The sequence below is a fragment of the Oerskovia jenensis genome, assembly GCF_016907235.1.
Classification (GTDB): Bacteria; Actinomycetota; Actinomycetes; order Actinomycetales; family Cellulomonadaceae; genus Oerskovia; species Oerskovia jenensis.
Window position 1 is genome coordinate 1,256,798 of record NZ_JAFBBO010000001.1, and the last position, 26,481, is coordinate 1,283,278.

16 protein-coding genes and 1 riboswitch are annotated in these 26,481 nt (G+C 73.0%); of the genes, 3 read left to right on the forward strand and 13 right to left on the reverse strand.

Features of this window, described 5'->3' with window-relative positions; genetic code table 11:
• Window positions 1–9 precede the first annotated feature (9 nt).
• Both JOD49_RS05650 and pdxR read right to left on the reverse strand, forming a co-directional pair.
• Window positions 10–708 carry a hypothetical protein gene (locus JOD49_RS05650; RefSeq protein ID WP_205306327.1) on the reverse strand — a complete coding sequence of 233 codons (699 nt, stop codon included), beginning with the start codon at window positions 706–708 and terminating at the stop codon, window positions 10–12.
• Between the two features lie 72 nt (window positions 709–780).
• Window positions 781–2,442 carry a MocR-like pyridoxine biosynthesis transcription factor PdxR gene (gene pdxR, locus JOD49_RS05655; RefSeq protein WP_239525150.1) on the reverse strand — a complete coding sequence of 554 codons (1,662 nt, stop codon included), beginning with the start codon at window positions 2,440–2,442 and terminating at the stop codon, window positions 781–783.
• Between the two features lie 80 nt (window positions 2,443–2,522).
• Between pdxR and JOD49_RS05660 the strand changes: the two genes are divergently transcribed.
• Window positions 2,523–3,506, forward strand: a complete 984-nt coding sequence (locus tag JOD49_RS05660) for an aldo/keto reductase (protein WP_205306328.1) — start codon at window positions 2,523–2,525, stop codon at window positions 3,504–3,506.
• Between the two features lie 84 nt (window positions 3,507–3,590).
• Here JOD49_RS05660 and pulA read toward each other — a convergent pair whose 3' ends face one another.
• The 4 genes from pulA to JOD49_RS05680 all read right to left on the reverse strand — a co-directional run bounded on the left by pulA (window position 3,591) and on the right by JOD49_RS05680 (window position 16,293).
• Complete coding sequence (pulA, locus tag JOD49_RS05665) at window positions 3,591–9,758, reverse strand: pullulanase-type alpha-1,6-glucosidase (RefSeq protein WP_205306329.1); 6,168 nt, start codon at window positions 9,756–9,758, stop codon at window positions 3,591–3,593.
• Window positions 9,759–10,025: 267 nt separating this feature from the next.
• Window positions 10,026–13,685 carry an ATP-binding cassette domain-containing protein gene (locus tag JOD49_RS05670; protein WP_205306330.1) on the reverse strand — a complete coding sequence of 1,220 codons (3,660 nt, stop codon included), beginning with the start codon at window positions 13,683–13,685 and terminating at the stop codon, window positions 10,026–10,028.
• Window positions 13,686–13,898: 213 nt separating this feature from the next.
• Window positions 13,899–14,885, reverse strand: coding sequence for a malate dehydrogenase (locus tag JOD49_RS05675; RefSeq protein ID WP_205306331.1), 987 nt, complete (start codon window positions 14,883–14,885; stop codon window positions 13,899–13,901).
• A 190-nt stretch (window positions 14,886–15,075) separates the two neighbouring features.
• Window positions 15,076–16,293, reverse strand: a complete 1,218-nt coding sequence (locus JOD49_RS05680) for an NADP-dependent isocitrate dehydrogenase (protein WP_205306332.1) — start codon at window positions 16,291–16,293, stop codon at window positions 15,076–15,078.
• Between the two features lie 373 nt (window positions 16,294–16,666).
• Between JOD49_RS05680 and JOD49_RS05685 the strand changes: the two genes are divergently transcribed.
• Complete coding sequence (locus tag JOD49_RS05685) at window positions 16,667–17,752, forward strand: aquaporin (protein WP_205306333.1); 1,086 nt, start codon at window positions 16,667–16,669, stop codon at window positions 17,750–17,752.
• 116 nt (window positions 17,753–17,868) lie between these two features.
• Here JOD49_RS05685 and JOD49_RS20680 read toward each other — a convergent pair whose 3' ends face one another.
• Window positions 17,869–18,369: a DUF3017 domain-containing protein gene (locus tag JOD49_RS20680; RefSeq protein ID WP_307822410.1), complete on the reverse strand. Its 501-nt coding sequence runs from the start codon at window positions 18,367–18,369 to the stop codon at window positions 17,869–17,871.
• 51 nt (window positions 18,370–18,420) lie between these two features.
• Between JOD49_RS20680 and JOD49_RS05695 the strand changes: the two genes are divergently transcribed.
• Window positions 18,421–19,830, forward strand: coding sequence for an NAD(P)/FAD-dependent oxidoreductase (locus JOD49_RS05695; RefSeq protein WP_307822411.1), 1,410 nt, complete (start codon window positions 18,421–18,423; stop codon window positions 19,828–19,830).
• Between the two features lie 27 nt (window positions 19,831–19,857).
• On the opposite strand, the gene JOD49_RS05700 is transcribed toward JOD49_RS05695, so the two are convergent.
• The 6 genes from JOD49_RS05700 to purN all read right to left on the reverse strand — a co-directional run bounded on the left by JOD49_RS05700 (window position 19,858) and on the right by purN (window position 26,341).
• Complete coding sequence (locus JOD49_RS05700) at window positions 19,858–21,324, reverse strand: SulP family inorganic anion transporter (RefSeq protein ID WP_205306336.1); 1,467 nt, start codon at window positions 21,322–21,324, stop codon at window positions 19,858–19,860.
• A 131-nt stretch (window positions 21,325–21,455) separates the two neighbouring features.
• Window positions 21,456–23,114, reverse strand: coding sequence for a bifunctional phosphoribosylaminoimidazolecarboxamide formyltransferase/IMP cyclohydrolase (purH, locus tag JOD49_RS05705; RefSeq protein ID WP_205306337.1), 1,659 nt, complete (start codon window positions 23,112–23,114; stop codon window positions 21,456–21,458).
• Window positions 23,115–23,154: 40 nt separating this feature from the next.
• Window positions 23,155–23,242: riboswitch (ZMP/ZTP riboswitch) on the reverse strand.
• 277 nt (window positions 23,243–23,519) lie between these two features.
• Window positions 23,520–24,008: an SRPBCC family protein gene (locus JOD49_RS05710; protein ID WP_205306338.1), complete on the reverse strand. Its 489-nt coding sequence runs from the start codon at window positions 24,006–24,008 to the stop codon at window positions 23,520–23,522.
• Complete coding sequence (locus JOD49_RS05715; RefSeq protein WP_205306339.1) at window positions 24,005–24,385, reverse strand: ArsR/SmtB family transcription factor; 381 nt, start codon at window positions 24,383–24,385, stop codon at window positions 24,005–24,007. The genes JOD49_RS05710 and JOD49_RS05715 overlap by 4 nt, the downstream gene beginning before the upstream one ends.
• A gap of 199 nt (window positions 24,386–24,584) precedes the next feature.
• Window positions 24,585–25,595 carry a hypothetical protein gene (locus tag JOD49_RS05720; RefSeq protein WP_205306340.1) on the reverse strand — a complete coding sequence of 337 codons (1,011 nt, stop codon included), beginning with the start codon at window positions 25,593–25,595 and terminating at the stop codon, window positions 24,585–24,587.
• A gap of 104 nt (window positions 25,596–25,699) precedes the next feature.
• Window positions 25,700–26,341 (reverse strand): phosphoribosylglycinamide formyltransferase, encoded by a 642-nt coding sequence (gene purN / locus JOD49_RS05725; RefSeq protein ID WP_205306341.1) that lies wholly within the window; start codon window positions 26,339–26,341, stop codon window positions 25,700–25,702.
• Window positions 26,342–26,481: the final 140 nt, after the last annotated feature.

Sequence of the window (26,481 nt, forward strand, 5' to 3'; positions counted from 1 at the left end):
CACCTCGGGCTACCCGAACCAGACCCGGACCGGGGTGAGCCCCAGCTCGAGGACACCCGTGGTCCACGGTGAGACCCATCGCCAGGCCTCGGGCATCGCCTCCGGGGCCGGTCGCGCCGAGACCGACACGTCAGCGCCGGACACGGCGATCCTGACGCTCTCGTCCACCGACGGCGGTACGCCGCGGGCAAGGTCGACGAGCGCGGTCAGTCGGCCCGCCAGAGCAGGGTCCTCGCACCGCAGGCTCAAGGGCACCACGTCGGTCGCCACGTCGAAGACGTAGTCGACCCCCTTGCCACTTTCGCCTCCCCCGTACCCGCACAGCGCGGCGAACACCCCGTCGAGCTCGGCGGGCGTGCCGGAGACCGTGACCTCGACCGTCTCGGACGGGGCGTCGCCGTAGCCACCGGTTCGCACTCTGTCGGTCGGCTCGACCACGTACACGACTCCCGGGATCGCGCGCAAGGTGTCGAGGAACTCGTCCCGTCGCGCGGTGGCTTCGAGGTCGATCCCCCGGTCCCGGCCGTTCGGGACGACCAGGCCGATGACCACGGCCGCGACACCGATCAGGACCGCGACGAGGACCAGACTGACGACCAGGGCGATGGCCGTGCGGTGCCGTTCGCCCGCTCCTCGGGGCCGGGCGTCAGCGGACGCCGACGTGCCCGAGCCGTTGACCTCTGACGTGCTGTCCCCCACGCGAACCATGGCCTGAGCATACGGACCGACCGCCTGCCTGCCCGGGCCCGCGACCCGCTCGCGCAGCCGCCGCTCGCGCTCCTACCGCCCCGCCGCCCGCACCGCCGCCGCGAGCCGCGCCACGGCCTCCTCGACGCGCGCGTCCGCGAGGTTGCCGTACCCGACGACGAGCCGGTCCCTCCCGCCGTCGCGCCCGGCGGCCGTCGCCCGGTACCGCTCGATCGCCGCGACGTTGACCTCGCGCAGCGCCGCCTCGCGCACCACGTCCGTGGCGACGATCCCGTCCGGCAGGTCGACCACCGCGTGCATGCCTGCGGCGATCCCCGTGACGAGCGTCCCCGGCAGCGCGGAACCGAGCGCCTCGACCAGCGCCTCGCGGCGGCGCCTGAACCGTCCCCGCGCCGCGCGCAGGTGCCGCTCATAGGCGCCGGAACCGAGGAACCGCGCGAGCGCGAGCTGGTCGATCGTCGACGGTCCGGCACCGCCCCGGTCGACCACCTGGTCCCGCCACCCCGGCGGCAGCACCGCCCACCCGAGCCCGAACGCCGGCGACAGCGTCTTGCTCAGCGAGCCCAGCAGCACCACGCGGTCGGGCGCGAGCCCTTGCATCGCGGCCACGGGTCGGCGGTCGTAGCGGAACTCGGCGTCGTAGTCGTCCTCGACGACCAGGCCGTCGACGTCACGCGCCCACCGGACGAGCGCCTCGCGCCGCACGGGCGAGAGGGCAGCGCCTGTAGGGAACTGGTGGGCGGGGGTCACGAGCACCGCGCGCGCGCCGGTCCGGCCGGCCGCGGCGAGGAGCGCGTCGACGTCGATCCCGTCGGCGTCGACCGGGACCGGTACGGGCGTGAGCCCTGCGGCGGCCGCGGTCTCGCGCAGGCGCGACCAGCTCGGGTCCTCGACGAGCAGGGCCCGGTGCCCGGCCCGGTGGAGCGCCGCCGCGACGCGCCGCATCGCGTCGTCGGCGCCGTGCGTCACGACGACGTCGCTCCCGCCCGCACGCACGTGCCGGGCGCGGGCGAGGTAGTCCGCGAGCGCCGCCCGTGTCGCGGGATGGCCCGTGGGGTCGGGAGCCGCAAGGTCCGCGTCGGGCGCCTCGGCGAGGGCTTCGCGCAGCGCGCGGACCCAGGCGGCGCGCGGCACGTGCCGCAGGTCGGGCACACCGGGCCCCAGGTCGAACCGGGCGCGGGCGCCGCTCCCCCGGCCCGACGACGTCGCTCGCGTCCCGGCACCGGCGGCGGTGCGGACGTCGCCCCTCCTGGCCCCCGCCCCGAGATCCGCGCTCGCCGCGTCGATCGAGCCCGCGACGCCGACCCTCGGCTGGTGGCGCGTGGCGCGCCCCGCGGCGCTCTCGGGCGTCGACCCGGCCCCGGCCCCCTGGAGCGGCCGGGCCTCCGCGGTGAGCGGTACCCGGGTCCCCGACCCGGTCCGGGACTCGAGGAACCCCTCGGCGACGAGCTGTCCGTACGCCTCGGTCACGACCCACCGCGAGACGCCCAGGGTGTCGGCGAGCACGCGGCTCGGCGGCAGGGCGGCCCCCGGTGGGACCCGCCCCGTGAAGACTGCCTCACGCACCGCGTTCTCGAGCCGCCCGTGGAGCGGTCCCGGCTCCGCACCCAGGTCGAGGATGGTCTCCCAGGCGAGCGCCGTCGTCGGGCTGGGGCCGGGCGAACCCGGCGCACGCGGCGGACGGGGCGCGCTCGCCGCGTGTCCCCGCGACGAATTGGTCTGGTCGACTGCCATGCCAATGGACCGTACACCCAGGCCGCTCGACTCCTAGCGTGGAGACCGTCAACCAGCAGCACTCTTCGCAGGAGACCACCATGCGCTACCGCACCCTCGGCGACGGCCGGACGTCGTTCGACGTCAGCACGCTGTGCCTCGGCACCATGAACATGGGCACGCTGACGGACGAGGAGACGTCGTTCGCGATCCTCGACCGCTACGTCGAGGCCGGAGGGACGTTCCTCGACACGGCCAACAACTACAGCTACTGGGCGGGCGGCCACGGCCGCGACAGCGAGGACCTGATCAACCGCTGGCTCACGAGCCGCGGGGCGCGCGACCACGTGCGCATCGCGACCAAGCTCGGCGCGGCCAAGAAGGACCCCGCCCTGCCCCTGTCCAACACTCCCCCGACCAACTTCCAGGGGCTCGCGGCCGAGACCGTCGCGTGGGAGGCGCACGAGAGCCTGCGGCACCTGGGCGTCGACCGGCTCGACGTCCTCTACGGGCACGTCGACGACCTCGACACCTCGCTCGCGGAGACGGTCGGCGCGTTCGGCAAGCTCCAGGCCGAGGGCGCCGTCGGGATCTCGGGGATCTCGAACGTCGCGCTGTGGCGCGTCGTCGAGGCACGCGAGGAGGCGCTGCGGCAGGGCGTCGCGCCGTACGGGGTGGTCCAGGAGCAGCTCAGCTACCTCTACCCGACACCGGACCCCGACCGGCACAACTGGGCCTCGCCCGAGCTGCTCGACTACGCGCGCTCGACGGGGACCGACGAGCGCCCGCCCCTCGCGGTCACGGCCTACTCCCCGCTGCTGCAGGGCGCGATGGTGCGCGACGACAAGGAGCTGTGGGACGGGTACGGGCACCCGACGTCGCTCGAGCGGCGACGCGTGCTGCACGACGTCGCACGGCAGGTCGGCGCGACGCCCAACCAGGTCGCGCTCGCGTGGCTGCTCGGCGGCCCGGTGCCCGTCATCCCGGTGATCGGACCGAGCAGCGTCGCGCAGCTCGACGAGCTGCTCGGGGCGGCGGACCTGGACCTCGACCCGGAGGTCCGAGCGCGGCTCGACGCGGCCTAGTCCCCGCGCGCACCGAGAGCGGAGCCCGTGCGAGACGTGTCAGGCACGTCTCACACGGGCTCCGCTCTCAGTCGTCCACGGGTGCTACCCGCAGTCGCGGGCCGCGTAGGCCGCGTCGTACGCCGTCCGGACCACCTTGCCGTCGATCGTCGCCGTGCCCGTGACCGTGGCGGTCGCGGCGGGGACCTGCGCCTGGCGGGTCGCGAACGTCTGCTGGGCGGACTTGCCCGGCAGCACCCCGGTGAAGGTCTTGGCGCCGAACGGCGTCTCGACCCTGACCGTCGCCGGGACCTTCCCGGCGTTGACCGCGCTGACCGTGACCGTCACCCGGCCCGCGACGCACTGGGTGCGCGCCGTGGCGGTGAGCGCGACCTTCGCGGCCTTCGGCTCGACGAGCACCGCGACCGAACGGGCGGGGACGGTGACCGTGCCGGTCGCCGCGTCCCACGTCGTCGCCTTGACGACGGCGTCGGCCCCGTCGGCCTGGACCGGCGAGAGCGCGTACTCTCGGCCCACCAGGCCCGCGACCGTCTGCGTGACCGGCTCGGGCGAGGCGTTGAAGACGACGAGCGCGCCGTCGAGCTTCTCGTCCACGTCCTGACCGATCGTGTCGTCGATGCTCATGACGATCACGCCGGGCGTCTGGCCGGTCCCCGCGTCGGGGAACGTGACCTTCTGGTTGATGAGGTCCGCGCTGCCCAGGCGGAGCAGGTCCGTCGAGGAACGCAGGCGCAGCAGGTCGGCCGCGTTGTCGGCCGCCGTCCCGATGTCCTGCGCGACCGGCTTGAGCTCCGGGTTGGCGAGCAGCGGCGCCATGAGCGGCCACTTCTCGCCGTTGTCGGCCGCGAGCGGCAGGCCCTTGCCGAACCCGTTGTCCGTCCCGGTCCAGTCGATCGCGTTGAACCAGTCGCCCGAGTCGTAGCTGTTGCGGTCGAGCGACTTGGAACGCAGCAGGTCGGTGCCCGCGTGCCACAGCGACGGCGTCTGCGACAGAGCCGTCGTGGCGAGCGAGACGTTGTTCATGCGCACCCGGTCCGCCATCGACGTGTCCGCCGGCAGCTTGAGGGTCAGCAGGTCGAACAGCGTCTCGTTGTCGTGCGCGTCGACGTAGCTGATGATCTCCTCGGGAGAGTCCGCGTAGCCCGCGGGCGCACCCCGGTAGTCGATCTCGTCGCCGCGCCGGGTCTCCCCCGTCGAGGTCGTGAACGTGAAGCTGCGCAGGTTGCCCGCGAGGCCCAGGCGGACCAGGTCCGTCTCGTGGCCCAGCGCTGCGAGCTCGTCGGGAGACCCGTCGTTCACGCTCTCCGGCTCCCCCGCCCGGGCGGGCTGCCCGTTCGGGTCGGTCGCGAGGCCCGTGCCGAAGCCCTGCGTGAACGTCGAGGCGCCGTCGACGGGAGACCCGCCGTGGACCGCGTCGCGCAGGCGGTCGGAGAACGTGCCGATGCCCGTGCCGCCGAGCTGACCCTGCGTGGCCTGCTCGAACAGGGCGTTGTCCGCGACCTCGCCGAAGTTCCAGCCCTCGCCGTACAGGTACACGGCCTTGCCGTCCACGCCGTCCTTCTTCAGCGTGAGCTCGTCGAGCGCGGCCCGGACGTCGAGTATGTTCTGCTTCGAGTGGTGGCCCATGAGGTCGAAGCGGAAGCCGTCGACCTTGTAGTCGCGGGCCCACGTGACGACCGAGTCGACCATGAGCTTGCCCGTCATGGCGTGCTCGGTCGCGAGGTTCTGGCAGCACGTGCTGGTCTCGACCGCGCCCGTCGTGGTGTTCTGGCGGTGGTAGTAGCCGGGCACGACCTTGTCGAGCACGCTCTTGGGGTCCTGGCCGCTGGCCGCGGTGTGGTTGAACACCTGGTCGAGCACGACCTGGAGCCCGGTCTGGTGCAGCGACCCGACCATGGTGCGGAACTCCGCGACGCGCGCCGCGCCCTCGGCGTCGACGGCGTAGGAGCCCTCGGGCGTCGAGAAGTGCAGCGGGTCGTAGCCCCAGTTGAAGCCGTCCGTGCCCTGGATCGCGGACACGGCCGCCTGCTGCTCGGTGCCGTCGGGCGCGAAGCCGCTCAGGTCGGGTGTCACCGACTGCTCGGCCCGGTCCTCTTCAACGGTCGCGATGTCGAACGTCGGGAGCAGGTGCACCGTCGTCAGGCCCGCGTCGGCGAGCTCGGCGAGGCGCTTCATGCCGGCCGACCTCGTCTCGCCGAACGCGAGGTACGTGCCGCGCTCGGCCGCCGGCACGGTGGTGTCGGCGATCGAGAAGTCCCGCACGTGCAGCTCGTAGATCGTCTGGTCGACGGCTCGCTCCACGACGGGAGCCTTGGTCTCCTTCCAGACCTTCGGCTGCGTGTTCTTCGCGTCGAGGTCCACCACGACCGAGTGCGTCGAGTTGAGCGTGAGCCCCAGCGAGTACGGGTCGGTCACGACGTTCGTCTCGACCTTGCCGGTCGAAGGCACGAAGACCTCGACCTCGTAGAGGTACCGGGCCCCGACCCAGCCGAACTTCTTGTCGGCGTCCTTCCCGTCGACCGTCCACGTCCCGTCCGCCTGGCGCTCGGCAGGGAACCGCCGGGCGTCCTCGGTCTTCAGGTCCGCGGCGTCGCCCGTGCCGGGCCACGCGAGGAGCGTGACCTTCGTGGCCGTGGGGGCCCACAGCGCGAACGAGGCCCACTTGCCGTTGGTGTAGATGCTCGCGCCGAGCGTGCGGTCGGCGGCGCCCTCGGCGAACAGGTCGTCCAGGACGCCGGGAACCTGCACCCCGGTGGCCGCGGTGAGCGGTGCGTCGGCGGCGGGGCCGCCGCGCTGGGCGACGAGGAGCTGGCCCGTGAGCGCGGCGGTCGCCGCGTCGACCGAGATCGGCGAGCCGTCGGCGCCCGTGACCCGCAGGGCCACCGCGTCGGCGAGGGCCGGGAAGTCGGCCGCGACGTCGTCGGGCAGGCCCGCCGGGTCGTAGGCCAGCCCCAGGGTCGCCGCCCCCTCCGGGGCGACGACCGCACCGTCCGCGACGCTCAGGCCGCCCGTCGGAGCCGTGTGGAGCGTCCAGCCCAGCGTCGCCGGGTCGGCCCCCGCGAGAAGCTCGCGCGGCCATGCGACCAGGTCCTTGGTGACCCAGTGCGCGCCCTGCTGGCCCGTGCCGGGCAGCGGTGGGTCCGCGACCTCGACCGTCAGGACGTGCGTCGCCAGGACGTAGGAGAACGTCACGGCCTTGCCCTCGGACGCGCTGAACGAGTAGTTCTGGCCGTCCGGGACGCCGCCGACGCCGTAGTTCTCGGCCCAGCTCAGGCCGTGCGTGACCTTGCCCTCGTAGGCGCCCGTGGCGAGCGCCGACGTCGTGAACGTGTAGACGCCGTCACCGTCCGGGTCGCGCAACCACGACCCCAGGCAGTCCGGGGACCACGCGGCCGAGCAGCCGAGCTGGTCCTGGAACGAGCCCGCGACCGTGACGATCGGGCCCTGCGCGGTGCTCGAGAAGTCGTGCGAGACCGGGTCCCAGTAGAAGGTCACGGGCCCGCCCGTGGTCGTGTAGGTCGCGTTCGCGCCGTCCTTCGCGCCACCCACGCCGTAGTTGAGGTCCCACGAGCCGTTGATCGCGACCTTGTACTCGTAGGTGCCCGCCGCGATGTCGAACGTGCCCGCGTAGACACCGTCGGCGCGCTTGGTGAGCTTGGCGGCCTCGCAGCCGGGCGCCCAGTCGCCCGCGCAGCCCATCTCCGAGTTGTGGCTGCCGGGGACGGTGACCAGGTCGATGTCCGTCGGGGGCTCGACCTCCTCGTCACCGCTCACCGCATTCCCCACGCTCGCGAACGTCGAGGCCGCGGCGCGGTCGCCGTCGGCGTCGACCGTCACGGCGCGGTACTCCACGAGCGTGCCCTTCGCCAGGTCGCTCACGTCATGGAAGACGCGCGGCGAGGTGTCCTCGGCCGTGCCGAGACCCTGCCACTCGTCCGACCCGACGACGCGCCACGCGAAGCTGGTCTCGGACCACGCGGCGTCGTCGACGTCGGCGCTGACCGGGGCGACCCCCGTGAGGCCCGCCCCCGCGGCCGGGACCGTGACCGACACGTCACCCGAGGACTCGACGCCGACCGTGCGGTCGGCCTTCAGGACGACCGAGCCCAGGGCCGGGACCGTGAGCGAGACCGTGCCGTCGGCTCCCGCCGTGACGGGCTCGCCGCCACGGAGCGGCGCGTAGGTCGCGCCCGGCGTGAGGGTCGTGAAGCTGACCGTCTTGGCCGCGGCCGAGTTGTTGAGCCCCACGAGGTGCTCGATCTTCTCGGTGCGGTCGACGCGCGAGAACGCGTAGACGCCCGCGCCCGAGTCCGTGTAGCGCTCGATCTGGGCCCCGGTAGCGAGCGCCGGGTTGTCGGCACGCAGCGCGGAGAGCTCGGCGATGTGGGTGTAGAGCGGCGACGTGGTGTCGTAGCGGTCCTGGCTGCCCGCCGTCTCGCCCGTGACGAGCGTCTGGTCGGCGTACTCACCGACCTGGGTCGCGAACAGGGACTGGCGTGCGTTCTTGTCCTTGCCGTCACCCACGCCCGCGAAGCCCTGCTCGTCCCCGTAGTAGACGACCGGCTGGCCGCGCGTGAGGTACATGAGGTCGTGCGCGAGCTCGTCACGACGCTGCGCGTCGCCCGTGGTCTGCAGCAGGTAGCCGATGCGGCCCATGTCGTGGTTGCCGAGGAACGTGGGAAGCGCCGAGGCCGAGGAGTCGGGCGTCGTGTACATGTCGTCGCTCGCGAAGAGCTGGGACAGCCCCTTGGCGCTGTTGCCGCTCGCGAAGCTCGCGGCCGAGGACTGGAACGCGAAGTCCAGCACCGAGCTCATGTCCGTCCTGCGGACGTAGGGCGAGAGCTTGGCGGCGTCGGCGTCGTAGATCTCGCCGAACATGAAGAAGTCGTCCTTGCCCTTCGAGTGGGCGTAGTCGAGGACCTCGGTGGTCCACGTCTCCCAGAACTCGAAGTTGACGTGCTTGACCGTGTCGATGCGGAACCCGTCGATGCCGAGGTCGACCCAGCCCTGGTAGACGTCGACGAACCCGTCGACGACGCGCGGGTTCTCGGTCATGAGGTCGTCCAGGCCGTCGAAGTCGCCGTAGGTCACGGACTCACCGGACCACGTCGAGTTCCCGCGGTTGTGGTAGAGCGTCGTGTCGTTGAGCCACGCGGGGACCTTGGCGTCCTTCGCGTCGTCGGCGACCACGGGCGTGTAGGGGAACGACGTCGCGGCGTCCATCGCGGGGAACGTGTCCTTGCCCGCGTGGTCGGCCGGGTCGAACACGGTGCCCGCTGCGTCCTTGTACGGCGCGGTCGCCTGGTCGACGTACGCGTACTGCTTCTGCTCGTTGTCGATCAGGTCGGCCGTGTGGTTGGTGATGATGTCGAAGTAGACCTTGATGCCCTTGGCGTGCGCCTCGTCGATGAGCGCCTCGAGCTCGGCGTTGGTCCCCAGGTGCGGGTCGATCTGCGTGAAGTCCGTGACCCAGTAGCCGTGGTAGCCCGCCGAGGCGTTCTCGCCCTCGCCCTGGACCGGATTGTTCTTGAACGACGGCGTGAGCCAGATCGCGGTGGTCCCCAGTCCTTCGATGTAGTCGAGCTGGTCGCGCAGGCCCTGGATGTCGCCACCCTGGTAGAAGCCCTTGTTCGTGGGATCGAAGCCCGAGCGCAGCGCGCCGCCCTCGATGCCGGCCTCGTTGTTGGTCGGGTCGCCGTCCGCGAAGCGGTCGGTCATGACGAAGTAGAACTGCTCGTCCGAGCCCGGCTGGCGCACGGGCGGGGTCACGATCGGCGCGTCGGTCGCCTCGTCGTAGGCTCCCCCGAGCCCGACGGGTGCGAGCGAGACGCGCTTGGCGACGTCGTCGAACGTGAAGCGCAGCGTCGTGGGGCCGCCGACGACGAGCGGGATGTTGTCCGCGCCACCGTTCAGGCCGTACGCCTCGTCCCACGAGTCGTTCACGGCGACCTTGTACTCGTAGGTGCCCGCAGGCACCTGGAAGTCGGCCGAGTAGACGCCCTCGGTGCCGGTGGGAGCGAGCTCGGTCGCGGCGCAGGCCGGTTCCCAGTCGGCCGCGCAGCCCGCCTCGTCCTGGAGGCTGCCGACGAGCGCGAAGGTGCGCGGCGCGTCGTTCGCGGTCGCCGCGGGGCCCGTCGCCGCGTTGGCGACGGCCGCGAACCCGGTCAATCCGGTCAGCGCGACCGATATCGCCGCGAGCGACGCGATGGTGCGGCGCGGTCTGGACGACCGCCGAGGGGCAGGTGATGCCATGAGGACTCCCTTGTCACCGGGGAGTCGGACGTGCGAACGCACCGCCGGGTGACCGAGCCTCTGCGCTCCGCATGGTCGCCCGAGCCGGGCGCTCCCCGACGCCGGCTGACCCAGACTGTAGCCTTTGCAGAAAGTTGCAGCAAGAGTTTGGTATCGCGGAGACGCCGAACCCGAGGACGGTCAGGCACCTCGGGTGAGGGGCCTGACCGACCTCGGGTTCGACGCAGCGTTGGACGGCAGCGCGGGGCCGCAGCGCGGGGCCGCCGGTCAGCCTGCCAGGTGGCTCCACCGGGAGGCCAGGTCGCTCCACGGCCCGACCTCCGCGATCGCACCCTCGTGGAGAACGACCACACGGTCGGCACGAGCCAGGGCTGCGTGCTTCGACGTCGAGCCGATCACCGTGGTCCCCCGGTCGCGCAGCGACGACCACAGCTCGATCTCCGTCGCCGCGTCCAGGGCGCTCGACACGTCGTCGGCCAGCAGGAGCTCGGCGTCGGTCGCGAGCGCCCGCGCGAGCGCGAGCCGCTGCACCTGGCCGCCCGAGAGCCGGACGCCGCGATGCCCCACGAGGGCCCCGTGCCCGCCCGCCTCGACCACGTCCCGCTCCATGCGTGCGGCCGCGACCGGCCCCGTGACCTCGCGCTCGTGCCCGAGCCGCACGTTGTCGGCGAACGTCCCGGACAGCACGCGCGGGACCTGTGCGACGTGCGCGACCTGCCCCGGTCGCAGGAAGGTCTGGGCGTCCTCGACGTCCGTCCCGTTCCACCTGATGTGGCCCGTGTGCTCCATGAGCCCCGCGAGGGCCGCGAGCAGGCTCGACTTGCCCGCGCCCACCTGTCCGAGCAGCAGCACGAGCTCACCGCGCTCGACCGTCAGGTCGACGCCCTGCACGCCGATCGTGCCGTCGTCGTGCACGGCGCTCACGCCCGCCAGCTCGAGGAGCTCGAGCCCCTGGCGCGGGCTCGGCGCCGGTGTGGGCGCGTCGCCGGCGAGGAGGTCGACGCCCGCGGGCAGGTCCATGAGGTCCGCCCCGGCGGCGAGGCGGCTGGTCGCACGCTGCCACGACCGGGTTCCCGGCGCCTCGGTCACGACGGCGCCCGCGACCACCCCGAACCACCCGAAGCCGTTGACCGCGTTCGCGACCAGAAGAGCCGTCGCGAGGTCCCACGTGCCCGTGAGCAGCCCGGCCCAGGCCGCGACGACGCCGAGCTGGATCATGACGAGCGGCACGCCGTCGAGCGCAGCCTGCACCCTGTGCTCGAAGATCGCGGCCCGCACACGGCCTGCGTCGACCTCGTGGAGATGTGCGTGCACCTGCGGGGTCCGGGCCGCGAGCTTGACCGTGCGTGCCGAGTCGAGCGCCGAGACCAGCGAGCGCCCGAACCTGGCCCGTGCGGCGGAGGACCGCGTGGCCGACCGACCGGCGATCGGACGGCCGAGCGCCGACGCCGCGGCCGACACGACCATGACCGCGAGCAGCACGGCCCCGGCCAGCCACGACCTGCTGAGCAGCGCCGTGACGCCGGCGATGACGAGCCCGTTGACGAGGTCGACCCACCGGTCCGCGTACCGCACGAACCGATCGGCGTCCATGGCCCGTGCCACGACCTCGCCCGGAGGCGTCGCCGTGAGGCGGTGCTGGCGCGTCTGCCCGGTCATGACCGACATGCGCACGCGCAGCAGGAGCTCGATCCACCACCGCGGGTAGACGTACAGGGCCCGCGCGAGGCACAGCGGCGCGACCACGAGGAGCACCACGAACGGGACGAGCAGCCCGACCGGGAAGCCCTCGTCGAGGCCCTGCACGGCGTGCCCCCACAGGAAGCCGGTCACGGCCCCCTGCGCCGAGACGAGGCTCGCCACGAGGAACAGCACGGCCCCCGCGACGCCCCACGCCGGACGGACGAACAGCGCGTGCAGCACGCCGCGCGCGAGGCTGGGACCGTCGCCCGGGTCGGCGAGGGTCGGCGGGACGCCGCGCCGACGCCGGCCGCCGACGGCCTCGTCGGACGAGCCGGTCGAGCCGGTCGAGCCGGTCGTCTCCGGGGGCGCTCCGACGACGGCGACAGCGGCCGTGACCACCCCGCCGTCCGCGTCAGCAGCGGCGAGTCCGACGGCCGCAGCGTCCTCGTGGCCCTCGCTCCCCCGGTCGACGAGCGCGACGTCGGGCGAGCCCCCCTGCGCGACGCTCGCGTCCAGCAGGTCGCGATACGGCCCGGCGACGACCGCGAGCGCGGCCCGCTCGCCCTGCTGGACGACGCGCCCCCGGTCGAGCACCACGATCAGGCCGGCGCGCTCGATCGTGGTGAGACGGTGCGCGACGAGCACGCCGGTGCGCCCCGCGAGCAGCCGCTCGGAGGCGGCCACGACCCGGGCCTCGGTCAGCGGGTCCATGCGCGCCGTCGCCTCGTCGAGGACGACGACCTGGACGTCGCGCACCAGCAGCCGGGCGAACGCGACGAGCTGCTCCTCGCCCGCCGAGAGTGCCGTCCCGCCCGGTCCGAGGAGCGTGTCGAGCCCGTCGGGCAGACCTGCCACCCAGTCCTCGAGGCGCAGCTCACGCACCGCGGCCTCGATCGACGAGCGCGGGACGTCGGCGAACAGCGCGACGTTCTCCGCGAGCGTGCCTGCGAGGATCTCGGTCCGCTGGGTCACCACGCCGACCGCGGCGCGCAGCGCCTGCAGGTCGAGGTCGCGTACGTCCGTGCCGCCCAGGAGCACCGCGTCGCGGGGCGGCTCGACCGCCCGGGACAGCAACGACGCGAGGGTCGACTTGCCGGACCCTGTCCGGCCGACGAGTGCGACCGTGGCGCCGGCGGGCACGTGCAGGTTCACGCCGTCGAGGGCGAACGTGCCCTCGGCGTAGGAGAAGTGCAGGTCCCGGAGCTCGATGTCGACCGGACCGGAGGGCACCCCGCGTCCGCCCACGGGCTCGGGGGCGACCGAGAGCATCTGGCGGATGCGCGTGAGCGCACCGAGCCCCTCCTGGATGTCGGGCAGGTGGTGGACGAGGTTGTCGGTCTGCCCCACGAACATCGAGGTGACGAGGAACAGCGTCACGAGCCGGTCGACGCCGAGCTGGCCGTCGGCGGCGAGCGCCGCACCCGAGACCGCGACACCTGCGAGCAGCGACGCGAGCACGAGACCGGCTCGGCGGAGCATGCGGGACTCGACCGACAGCACCGCCTCGAAGCGCCGGTGGACCTGTGCCGACCGCTCGGCGAGCCGTCGCACGGCGAACGACTGCCCCAGGCTCGTGCGCAGGTCGTCACGCGCTGCCACGGCCTCCTCGAACGCCGCCGCGTGGTCCGTCCAGGCCGCTTCCTCGATGACCTTGCGCCGCGCGATCTCGCCCAGCATGGGACGCACGACGAGCGCGGCGACCACGCCGAGCACGGGGAACAGGATCCAGGCGGGCCACCAGGTCAGTCCGGCCACGACCCACATGGGGATGACGCCGACGAGCGTGCGTCCCGCCCCCCAGGCCTGACGGCGCACGAGCGTCCCGACGGCGTGGGTGTCGTCGTCGACCCGGTCCAGCACCTCGCCCACGGCCTGCTCGGTGAGCGTGGCCAGCGGCTGGTGCAGGGCCGCGGAGAGGAGGTCGCCGCGCAGGCGGCCCTCGGCGCGGTCGACGACCCCGGCCCAGACCACCTGGCCGATCGTGTCGAGCAGCGCTGCGCTCACGATGCAGGCGGCGAGGAGCTGGAGCGTGGCGGTCGTCGGGTCCGCGGCGAGCCATCCGGCGACGACCGTGCCGTACGCGGCACCGACCGCTCCGACCGTGAGGGCGACGAGCGCGACGACGGCCTGCGGACCGCGCAGCCGTCGCCAGTCCAGGCGGCGGGCAGGGTCCGTCGAGGCGACGGAGAGAGACGAAGGAGCGGGGTCTGGGCCGGTCGGGGAGCCGGTGGGTGCATCGGTCATGGCCAGCCGATCCTATGGCGGGGGTACGACGTGCACGCAGGCATTTTCCGGCCCGCGTGATGGACCGGGCGTCATGGCCGGGCGTCATGGTCCGGACGACGGTGCCCTGTCGCAGAGAACCGCCGGCTCGCCACCGGACCCGCCGGACCGGCCACCAGGGAGCCGCCGCACAGGGGCCGGCGCCCGGTGCTCCCGGGCGCCGCCCCTCGTGGGTCAGATCAGCCCGAGGCCCCGCACCGCGTCGCGCTCCTCGACGAGCTCGGCGACCGAGGCGTCGATGCGCTCGCGCGAGAAGTCGGAGATCTCCAGGCCCTGGACGATCTCCCACGCCCCGCCCCGCGAGACCACGGGGAACGAGGCCATGAGGCCCTCGGGGACGCCGTACGACCCGTCGGACACGATGCCCGCGCTCGTCCAGTCGCCCTCGGGCGTGCCGTTGACCCAGTCGAAGACGTGGTCGATCGCGGCGTTCGCGGCCGACGCGGCCGAGGAGGCGCCGCGCGCGTCGATGATCGCCGCGCCGCGCTTGGCGACGGTCGGGATGAACTCCCCGGTGAGCCAGGCCGAGTCCGCGGCGAGCTCGGCGCCCGGGCGGCCCGCGACGTCGGCGTGGAAGATGTCCGGGTACTGCGTGGCCGAGTGGTTGCCCCAGATGCTGACCTTGCGGACCTCGGACACGGGCACGCCCGCGCGCTTGGCGACCTGCGTGAGCGCGCGGTTGTGGTCGAGGCGCGTCATGGCCGTGAAGCGGTCCTTGGGCACGTCGGGCGCGTTCGACGCCGCGATGAGCGCGTTGGTGTTCGCCGGGTTCCCGACGACGAGCACGCGGATGTCGTCGGCCGCCCCGGCGTTGATCGCCTCGCCCTGGGGCTTGAAGATGCCGCCGTTGGCCTCGAGGAGGTCACCGCGCTCCATGCCCGGACCGCGGGGGCGCGCACCGACGAGCAGACCGACGTTGGCCCCCTCGAACCCGGCGCGCGGGTCGTCGAAGATGTCGATCCCCGCGAGCAGCGGGAAGGCGCAGTCGTCGAGCTCCATCGCGGTGCCTTCCGCGGCCTTCACCCCCTGCGGGATCTCGAGGAGGCGCAGGCGGACCGGCACGTCCGGTCCGAGGAGCTGGCCTGCGGCGATGCGGAACAGCAGGGCGTAACCGATCTGACCGGCGGCTCCGGTCACGGTCACGTTCACGGGAGTTGTCATGGCCACACTCTGTCACAACGCCCTCGCGCTCCCCAGGGGTACTCGCTCGCCCCGTGCGTGGGGCGTCCGTCACACCCCGGGCACGGCTCGCACGGGAGGGTTCGTGGTCCCGTCCCTCCCCCGAGAACGCCCGACGGCGCCGCTCACCCCGGGAGGTGAGCGGCGCCGTCGGGCGTGCGAGGGACGAGGATCAGGCCAGGCGGGCGGCCAGGTTCTCGTCGAGCGCCGCGAGGAAGTCCTCGGTCGTGAGCCACTCCTGGTCCGGGCCGACCAGGAGCGCGAGGTCCTTGGTCATCTTGCCGGACTCGACCGTCGTGATGACGACGTCCTCGAGCGTCTCGGCGAACGCCGTGACCTCGGGGGTGCCGTCGATCTTGCCGCGGTGCATGAGGCCACGGGTCCAGGCGAAGATCGACGCGATCGGGTTGGTCGACGTCGGCTTGCCCTGCTGGTGCTGGCGGTAGTGACGCGTCACGGTGCCGTGCGCGGCCTCGGCCTCGACGGTCTTGCCGTCCGGGGTCATGAGGACCGACGTCATGAGGCCGAGCGAGCCGAAGCCCTGCGCGACGGTGTCGGACTGGACGTCGCCGTCGTAGTTCTTGCAGGCCCAGACGTAGCCGCCCTCCCACTTCATGGCCGAGGCGACCATGTCGTCGATGAGGCGGTGCTCGTAGGTCAGGCCCTTCTCGGCGAACGCAGCCGCGAACTCGGTGTCGAAGACCTCCTGGAACAGGTCCTTGAACTGGCCGTCGTAGGCCTTGAGGATCGTGTTCTTCGTCGACAGGTACACCGGGTAGTTGCGCTGCAGGCCGTACGCGAACGAGGCGCGCGCGAAGTCCTTGATCGAGTCGTTGAAGTTGTACATGCCCATGGCCACGCCACCGTCGTCGCCGTACGTGACGACCTCGGTCTTGATCTCTTCCGAGCCGTCGGCAGGGGTGTAGGTGAGCGTCAGGGTGCCGGCGCCGGGGACCTTGAAGTTGGTCGCCTTGTACTGGTCGCCGTGGGCGTGACGGCCGATGATGATCGGCTTGTTCCAGCCCGGCACCAGGCGCGGGATGTTCGAGATGATGATGGGCTCGCGGAAGACGACGCCACCGAGGATGTTGCGGATCGTCCCGTTCGGGGAGACCCACATCTTCTTCAGGCCGAACTCCTCGACGCGTGCCTCGTCGGGCGTGATGGTCGCGCACTTGACGCCCACGTTGTACTGCTTGATCGCGTTCGCGGCGTCGATCGTCACCTGGTCGTCGGTGGCGTCGCGGTTCTCGATCGACAGGTCGTAGTACTTGAGGTCGATGTCGAGGTAGGGGTGGATGAGGCGGTCCTTGATGAACTGCCAGATGATGCGCGTCATCTCGTCACCGTCGAGCTCGACGACCGGGTTGACGACCTTGATCTTGCCCATGCGGGGGTAACTCCAACTCTGCGAGGGGAACCTGCGGCCGCTCGCCGGCCACCGGCGGGTGCCGGGTCTGCGCGCGCGAACCGATGATGCTGACCGCCGCCCAGGGTACTCGACTTCTCGACATCAAGATACTTTCCGTCCGGTCCGTGGGGGCAGGGAGCGCCGGCCCGCCGCACCACCACGTGCCCCGCCCGGCCGGGCCGTCCTCTGGCGCGGTCGCGCTCGCGGAGTGAGACTGGTCACGAACTGATCAGCGAACTCCCAGACATCGGTGGCAGGATGCCTCCGAGATGCCGGTTCTGCACCGACCTCGCATGTTCATCCCGAACGTCCGGCCTCCCCGGACCCCTCACAGACACCAGACAGGAACACCATGTCCCAGGACACTTCAGCACCTGACGCAGTCGTCGTCGACGAGACGACCGTCGTGGTCGGGCCCAGCCTGCTCGCCCGGCTCGGCGCCGAAGCCTTCGGCACGTTCTTCCTCGTCCTCGCGATCCTCGGCGCCGCGCTCTACAGCGTGGGCGGCCTCGGCACCGGCACGATCGGCGTGGCTCTCGCAGGCGGCATCGCGCTGCTCGGTGGGATCGCCGCCGTCGGTCACGTCTCGGGCGGACACTTCAACCCGGCCGTGACGCTCGGCGCGGCCATCGGCGGTCGTACCGCCTGGGCCGACGTCCTGCCCTACTGGCTCGCCCAGCTCGTCGGCGGCGTCATCGCCTCGGCCGTGCTTTTCGCGACCATCCCCGCCTCCGCGCTCCCCGTGCTCCAGCAGAGCGGCCTGATCGCCGACGCGACGCAGCAGGCCTTCCTCTCCGCGACCGCCAACGGCTTCGGAGAGCACTCGCCGCTCGCGACCGCCACGAACGGCGCCTTCTCGTTCAGCGTCTGGTCCGCTCTCATCATCGAGATCGTCGCGGCCGCGATCTTCGTCGGCGTGATCCTCGGCGTCACGGACAAGCGCTCGAACTCCAAGCTCGCGCCCGTCGCGATCGGCCTGACGCTCACGGTGCTGCTCATCGTCGTCGCACCGTTCACGAACGCCGGGCTCAACCCCGCCCGCTCCTTCGCCGCCGCGGTCTTCGCCGGCGGATGGACCTGGGGCCAGCTCTGGCTCTTCATCGTCGCCCCGCTCGCGGGCGCCGCGATCGCCGCCCTGTTCTACCGCGCGTTCGCCTTCGCCCCCGTCCAGGACGACCTCCTGGCCGAGGACGAGGTCTACGTGGTCGACGAGACCGAGGTCGTGACCGGCGACTCCGCCGGCACCGTGGGTACCGCCGGTACCGCGACGGCAGCCGCCGTCGCCGAGGGAGCGACGTCCCCCGCTACCGAGGCTCCCGGCACGGTCGAGGTGACCGAGACCGTCGAGGTCGTCGAGACCGAGACGACCGGCACCACGACCACGGGCACCGAGCCGACCGGCGACGAGCCGACCGACGGCCCGGCCCCCAAGGTCTGAGCCACCGCTCGCCCTGACGCCACGAGGCCCGGTCCGCAGCTGCGGACCGGGCCTCGTGGCGTGTGCCAGGGCGACGGTGCCGCCGGCCGCGTCACCCGTGGCCGGCAGCGCGGACGTCAGATGTTGGGAACCGTCACGGCGAGGATGCCCATCGCCCCGGCCATGACGAGGTACATGATCACGTCGGTCCACCGGGTGCGGACCGTGAGTCCCACGGGCCCGGGACCCGGCAGGAAGGCGCGGACCCCCGCACCGACGACCAGGATCCCGACGAGGACCAGCACGCCGGCCCGGGCGCCGACGACCAGCGTGACCACCAGCGCGAGCAGCACGCCGGCGAAGACGAGCCACATCGCCAGGTTGCTCTGCGGAGCGGGCACGACGACCGTCGCCGGCCGGTCGAGCGGCTCGGCCCCGCCGTCCCCTCCGGCGACCCGAGGGATCCCCGCAGGGGGCGCCACGGGCGCGAGCGGTTCCGGGGAGCCGGTCGGCCCCGCCGCAGTGCCCGGCGTCTCCGCCGCGCCGTCGACCCGGTGCCACGCAGGTGCCGCCCCCGGTCGATGCTGCGTCGGGGTGCCGTTGTGCGGACCGCGCCCGGGCGCGGTGACGTCGCTCACGCTTCCCACCAGTTCACGAGTCCGAGCCTACCGCCGACTACCGTAGGGATCGTGCCCTCACCAGTCACCACTGCTGTCCTGCCGCACTCGCGGCGCCCCGCGGCCGGGTCGGTCGTCGTCGTGGGCGCGGGCCTCGCCGGCGCCCAGACCGTCGCGGCCCTGCGGGCGCACGGCTTCACGGGGCGCGTGACGATCCTCGGGGCGGAGGGGGTGCCGCCCTACGACCGCCCGCCGCTGTCCAAGGAGCTGCTGTCCCGCCCCGAGCCCGCCTGGCTGACCGAGGAGATCGGGGTGGACGTCACCGTCCTGGCCGACGAGGTGCTGCTCGACGACCCGGCGCTCGACCTCGAACCCGGCACGGAGGAGGTCACGGTCACGACCCGCTCGGGTCGACGCGTCACGGCAGACGTCGCGGTCCTCGCGCTGGGCTCCGAGCCGGTCCGCCCGCCCGGCTGGGAGGCCGCGCTCACGCTGCACACCGCCGACGACGCCGCGCGCCTGCGCGAACGGCTCACGCCCGGCACACGGCTCGTCTCGATCGGCGCGGGCTGGATCGGTGCGGAGGTCGCGGGCGTGGCGGCCGGAGCCGGGTGCGAGGTCACGGTCGTCGAGGCCGCGCAGACCCCGCTCGAGCGCCAGCTCGGCGCCGAGGTCGGGGCGCACCTGACCCGCTGGTACGCCGACGCCGGCGCGCACCTGCTCACCGGCTCCCAGGTGCTCGAGGTGGGGCCCCGGTCCGTGGTGCTGGCGGACGGGCGCACGATCGAGGGCGACCTGGTCCTGGCCGCGGTCGGCGCCAAGCCCGCGACCGCGTGGCTCAAGGGCACGCTCCCCCTCGACCCGCGCGGCTCGATCCGGGTCAACGGCGCGGGGCGCGTGGCCCCGCCGACCGTCGCGGCGCCGTCGGGCACCTCGGGGCACCTTCCCCTCAAGGCGCTGCGCCGCCTGTACGCCGTGGGTGACTGCGCGACGCGCGACAACGCGGTGTTCGGGCCCGTGCCCGGCGGGCACTGGTCCGCCGCGCTGCACGACCCCGACGCGACGGTCCGGGCCCTCCTCGGCATCGACGAGATGCCCGCCGAGCCGCAGCCCGTCCGCGAGCTGCTGGGCCTGGCGGCCGTCGCCCAGCACGCGCCGTACGTCTTCTCGCAGCAGCTCGGGCACGACATCGCGCTGTTCGGCACGCCCTCGCCGTTCCACGAGGTGGTCTACCGCGGCGACCCGAGCGGTGGGGCCTCCGGCCACGAGGGCTGGACCGCGCTCTACCTCGAGACCGTCGCGGGCGCGCACCGGACCAACGCCGAGGGGCACCGGCTCGCGACCGTGCGCGCGATCCTCGTGGTCGACGCGCCGCGTGAGGTGGGCCAGGTGCGCAAGCTCATGAACCGCGAGGTGCCGCTGCACGTCGACGTCACGGTCGCGACGGACCCGGCCCGCAGGCTCCGCGACGCGGTCGTCTGAGGGGGCGCCGGCCGCGGGTGCCCGGCTTCAGCCCAGACGTCCGCCGAGCCGCGCGTGCCGCCGGGCGCTGTCCTCGTTGAGCCCCACGAGGGTCAGGTTCTTGCCGAGCGACGCGTACCTGGTGCTGACCGCGTCGAGCGTCGCGACGCTCGACGCGTCCCACACGTGCGCGCCGCTCAGGTCGATCGTGACGTCGTCCGGGTCGGTCGCGTACGCGAACTGGTGCACCAGGTCGTTCGACGACGCGAAGAACAGGGCGCCCGTCACGCGGTAGGTGCGCTCGCCGTCGGGCCCGTCCTCGCTCGTGACCTGCGTCAGGTGCGCGACCCTCCGTGCGAACGCGACCATCGCGACCAGGACACCGCTCACCACGCCGAACGCGAGGTTGTGCGTCACGACCGTCACGACGACCGTGACGAGCATGACGGCCGTCTCGCTCCAGGGCATGCGCCGCAGCGTGCTGGGCCGGACCGAGTGCCAGTCGAACGTCGCGACGCACACCATGAGCATGACCGCGACGAGCGCTGCCATGGGGATGAGGGCCACCAGGTCGCCCAGGGCCACGACGAGCACCAGGAGGAAGACCCCGGCCAGGAACGTCGACAACCGGGTGCGCGCGCCCGAGACCTTGACGTTGATCATGGTCTGCCCGATCATCGCGCAGCCACCCATGCCGCCGAAGAGACCCGTGACGATGTTCGCACCGCCCTGCCCCCAGGCCTCGCGCGTCCTGCTCGACCCCGTGTCGGTGATCTCGTCGACGAGCGTGGCCGTCATGAGCGACTCGAGCAGCCCGACGAGCGCCATGCCCAGCGCGTAGGGCGCGATGGTGCGCAGCGTCTCGAGGGTCCAGGGGACGTCGGGCCAGAAGAGCGAGGGCAACGAGTCGGGCAGCGCGCCCTGGTCGCCGACCGTCGGGACGTGCGCCCCGGACAGGACCACCGCGGCCGTGAGGGCGACGATCGCGACCAGCGGGGCAGGGACGACCGTCGTCCATCGCGGGAGCCCGACGATGATCGCGATCCCCGCCGCGACCAGCGGGTAGACGAGCCACGGGACGGCGACGAGCTGCGGGAGCTGAGCCAGTGCCACGAGGATCGCGAGCGCGTTGACGAACCCGACCATGACCGAGCGGGGGATGAACCGCAGCAGCCTCACGACCCCGAGCAGGGCCAGCACGATCTGGATCATCCCCGCGAGCAGGACCGTCGCGACGAGGTGGTCGAAACCGTGCTCGCGCATCACGGGCGCGATCACGAGGGCCACGGCTCCGGTCGCGGCCGAGATCATCGCGGGGCGCCCGCCCAGGAACGCGATGGACACCGCCATGGTGAACGACGCGAAGAGCCCCACGCGCGGGTCCACGCCCGCGATGATCGAGAACGAGATCGCCTCGGGGATCAGGGCCAGCGCGACGACGAGGCCGCCCAGGACCTCGGTGCGCAGGAGCCGGGGCGAACGCAGCGCAGCGACGACGGTGAGGGGGGTGCTCATGACGGACTCCTGGGGGTGTGGGGCGATCGAGCTGCCCCTCCGGGAGTCGAACGGTGCGGTGTCGCTGCACGGCCACACGGTCGCCGCGCCCGGTCGGGGCCCGACGACCGCGCGGTCGTCAACGGGACGGGTCAGTGCGCGAAGTGGCGCGTACCCGTCAGGTAGAGCGTGACGCCGGCGACCTGCGCGGCCGCGATGACCTCGTCGTCACGGACCGACCCACCGGGCTGCACGACGGCCTTGACGCCCGCGTCGAGCAGGACCTGCAGGCCGTCGGCGAAGGGGAAGAACGCGTCGGACGCGGCGACCGAGCCGCGTGCGCGCTCCTCGCCGTCGGCGCCGAGCGTGTTGGCACGCTCGACCGACAGGCGGCACGAGTCGACGCGGTTGACCTGGCCCATGCCGATGCCGACCGCTGCCCCGCCCTTGGCGAGCAGGATCGCGTTCGACTTCGCGGCACGCACGGCCCGCCACGCGAACTCGAGGTCCGCGAGCGTCTCGGCGTCCGCGGCCTCGCCCGTCGCGAGCGTCCACGACGCGGGGCTGTCGCCACCGGTCTCGGACGCGGCGTCGATCCGGTCGACCTGCTGCATGAGCAGCCCCCCCGAGATGGGCCGGATCTCGACGCCCGCGCTCGGGGCGCCGTCGACCTGGAGCAGGCGGATGTTCTTCTTGCGCGAGAGGATCTCGAGCGCCTCGGGCTCGTAGCCCGGGGCCACGACGACCTCGGTGAACACGCCCGCGATCTGCTCGGCCGCGGCTGCGCTCACCACGGCGTTGGTCGCGATGACGCCGCCGAACGCGGAGACCGGGTCGGTCGCGTGGGCCTTGGCGTGCGCGTCGGCGACGTAGGCGCCGACCGCGACGCCGCACGGGTTGGCGTGCTTGATGATCGCGACCGTCGGGGCGTCACCGTGGTCGTGCGCGGCACGCCACGCGGCGTCCGCGTCGACGTAGTTGTTGTAGCTCATGGCCTTGCCGTGGAGCTGGGTCGCCTGCGCGAGGCCCGAGGCGCCGTGCCCGGTGGTGTAGAGCGCGGCACGCTGGTGCGGGTTCTCGCCGTAGCGCAGCACGTCCGAGCGGTCCCAGGTGGCACCGACCCAGGCGGGGAAGCCGGTGTGGACGGTCTCGCCGTCGACCTCCGCGGCATCCGTGGGAGCGACGACGCTGCTCATCCACGACGCCACCGCCACGTCGTAGGTCGCGGTGTGCACGAACGCCCGCGCCGCGAGCGCCTTGCGCTGGGCGTAGGTGAAGCCACCGGCCTGGACCGCGGCGACCACGTCGCCGTACGCGGCCGGGTCGACGACGACTGCCACGCTCGGGTGGTTCTTGGCCGCGGCGCGGACCATCGAGGGGCCGCCGATGTCGATCTGCTCGATCACGGCGTCCGGCCCGGCGCCCGAGGCCACCGTGTCCGCGAACGGGTACAGGTTGACGACCACGAGCTCGAACGGTGCGATCTCGAGCTGCGCCAGCTGGTCGAGGTGGTCCTGCTTGCGGGTGTCCGCGAGGATGCCGGCGTGCACGCGCGGGTGCAGCGTCTTGACGCGCCCCTCGAGGCACTCGGGGAAGCCCGTGAGGTCCTCGACCTTGGTCACGGGGACACCGGCCGCGGCGATCGTCGACGCGGTCGAGCCGGTCGAGACGAGCTCGACGCCCGCGGCGTGCAGGGCAGTGGCGAGCTCGACGAGGCCGGTCTTGTCGTAGACGCTCAGCAGCGCGCGGCGCACGGGGCGCTGGGCGTCGTCGGCGATCTGGATCTCGGGAGAGGTGGGGGCTGCGGACACGAGGGGCTCCTGTGGGTCAGCGGGTCGCGGAATTCCGGTCACCAGGCGCCCAGGCGGACGACGCACCAACAGGTCGTTCGGACGCTCCCCGGTGGTCGTTCCCACCCTCGCCAGTCGCGGCCGCCTCCGATCCTACCGCGCCCTGTTCGCAGCGGGTCTCGCCGGGATCCGCCCCCTGCCCGACGGCGTCACGCACCCGGGGCGACCCGCTCGCCCAGGGCGCGTGGCGCCGTCGGGCCGCGTGCGGGTCGTGCGAGCAACGGGGGTCGAGCGCTCCCTGGCCTCGCCCACGCTGCGCCGCTGCCTGCGAGATGCGGCCATCTGGGGTCGAGGAATACGCAGGACCCCGGACAGCCGCATCTCGAGGGTGCGTCCTGCGACTCGGTACGCGGCGACGGACCGGTGTCAGGCGACGACGTCCGAGGCCAGCAGCTCGTCGAGACGGTCGTAGCCCTCGCTCATGCCGTCGGCCATGCCCGAGCCGACCATGGCGTCGCGGGACTCGACCGACTGGTGGACCGAGCGCGTGATGATCCTGGTCCTGCCGTCCGGCAGGTCCTCGAACGTGACCTCGTCGAGGCTCACGTGCCCGGGGGCGCCAGCGAACTCGAAGGTCTGGACGGCCCGGGTGTCCGGCACGACCGAGTGGAACGTGCCGAAGAACCCGTACTCCTCCTCGCCCGCGCGGTGCGCATAGGCCCACGAGCCGCCTGTCCGGGCGTCCCAGTGGTCGAGGACCATCTCGTAGCGACGGGGGCCGAGCCACTGCGTGACGAGCGTCGGGTCGGTGAAGGCCCGGAACACGAGGGCCCGCGGGGCGTCGACGTCGCGCACGACCTCGATGAAGGGCGTCCCCGGAGGGGCCGTGACGGTCGTGGGGTGCGTGCTGCTCATGACTGCTCCTTCGATGGGTCCGACGACGGTGCCTGGAGCCGCCCGAGGAGGGCGTCGAGCCGGCGGTACTGCCGCTCCGCGGTGAGCCGGTACTCGTCGATCCACGCCGTGAGCCGTTCGAGCGCGGCGGGGTCGAGGTGGCAGGGTCGTCGTTGGCCGTCCCGGGTGCGGGTGATGAGGCCCGCGGTCTCGAGGACCTGGATGTGCCGGGAGACGGCCTGCTTGGTGATGGGGAAGGGTGCGGCGAGCTCGTTGACCGTGGCCGGCCCCCTGGACAGCGTGGCGACGATGCTCCGGCGGACCGGGTCGGCCAGCGCGAGGAACGCGCGGTCGAGGTCGGCGGCCGTCTCGTCGTGCGGGTCGTCCAGGAGGGTCATGTCGGCCTGCTCGTCGTGATCAACAGTTACGTTGATCAACGTACTCGTTGACTATGGGTCTGGTCAAGAGCCCCGGGCACCGCTCTGCCGCGAGACGGGTCCTCCCGTCCGAGACGGGTCCGCCGGACCGTGGTCCAAGCACCCGTGTCGGACCGAAGCACCCGTCTCGTGCGACGCGTCGCCGCACGACGCCCGCGCGTCACCACCGGTTGACGCGGACCCGGACCACCCCGTCGGGGTCAGGGCAGGCCGCCCGGTGCAGCAGCATCGGCAGCGCCTCGTCGACCGTTCCCGGGACGGCGAACCCGCCGACCGCACCGGCGAGGCGCCCCTCGATCCCCGTCAGGCTGTCCTCGTCGATCCGCACCGAGCGCACCGCGCCGTCCGCCGCGAGGTAGATGAGGTCCCGCTGCGGGTCGTCGTCCTCGTCGACGATCCCGTGCAGCACCGCCGCGACGTCGGGGGACACGTCCGGCCAGACCTCCACCACGGCCCGCGGGCGGAACACCGGCCGGCGACCGCCCTCCACGATCCGGTGCCAACGGCTCCACCCGCAGTGCTCCTGGACGAGCACACCCCCGCGCTCACGGACCAGGTCGTCGACCGTCACCCAGAACGCCTCGTCGACCGGCGGCGGATCAACCAGCTCCGCCATCGCGTCCGCGGTCGTCGGGTCGTACGGGGACTCGTGGATCCGGATCGGGAACAGACCGGACGCCGCGACGGCCTCGACCGCCGACAGGCACGGCGCCGACGCCCCGATGTACGTGTAGAGGTCGTAGCCCGTGTGCACGAACATGCGCCCCTCGGCCTCGAAGCGGCACCACAGCGTCGGCTCCTCGGGCGCGGGGGGATCGACGTTCTCGGCACGCAATGCCTCCCGCACCAGGAGCCTGGCCCCGTCGATGTCCACGGTCGCGCCGTCGTAGCAGCCCTCGAGGCGTGGCCCGAAGAGCCGGGCCAGGACGCTCCCCGGGGCGGCTTCTGGGGCGTCCGCGATGTCGCGCCGCATGTCCACGACCTCGATGTCGCGCAGCGTCAGCCGCTCGACCCCGAGCTCGCGCGCGAAGGTCGAGATCGCGTCGAGGTAGGCCGCCTCGATCGAGCCGTCGACGTCCGGGCGCTCGTCCCAGTCGACGGTCCCGTCGGGCTGGACGGTCCGCGTCGCGGGGTCCCACGTGGTGACCTTGTAGGTGAACGGGAGCTGCACGGATGGTCCTCCTCGACGTATCGCGCGGCGAGTTGTCAGAACGAGCGTGCCCTCGAGCTCACGCTCATTCTGACAACTCCGCTCGCGGGTGGTTCCGCGCAGGCTCAGCCCAGCAGCGCCCGGCGACCCTCGACCCGCAGGCCCTCGCGCGCCGCCCGACCGACCGTCTCGACCAGCAGCGCCCGCTCCGCGACCTTGATGCGCTCGTGCAGCGCCTGCTCGTCGTCGGAGTCCTCGACGGCCACGGTCGCCTGCGCGATGATCGGCCCGGTGTCCACGCCGTTGTCGACCACGTGGACCGTGCAGCCCGTGACCTTGACGCCGTACGCGAGCGCGTCGCGGACCCCGTGCGCGCCCGGGAAGGACGGCAGCAGCGCCGGGTGCGTGTTGATCGTCCGGCCGGCGAACCGGTCGACGAACGCCGGGCTCAGGATGCGCATGAAGCCCGCGAGGACCACCAGGTCCGGCGAGAAGACCGCCACGGCCTCCGCGACGCCGTCGTTCCACGCGTCACGGTCCGCGAAGTCACCCGGTGCGACCACGACCGACGCGACCCCCGCCTCGCGCGCCAGGTCCAGCGCACCCGCTCCCGGCTTGTCCGTCACGACGCCCACGACCCGCGCCCCGTAGGCGGGGTCCTCGTGCGCCGCGAGCAGCGCCGCGAGGTTGCTGCCCGCCCCCGAGACCAGGACGACGACGCGCGCCGCGCTCGTCGTGTCGATGGGCTGACCGGAAGGTGTGCGCACGGTGCTCCTCGGAGGCGTCGGCGGTGGTGGAGAATGGGGGAGAAAAGCCAGGTACCACCCTAGTCCGCGCCGGACAGGTGCCGGTCTGCTCGCCCGCCCACCGGCGGAGGTCGCGCACCGGCCCCGGCCGCCGCCACCCG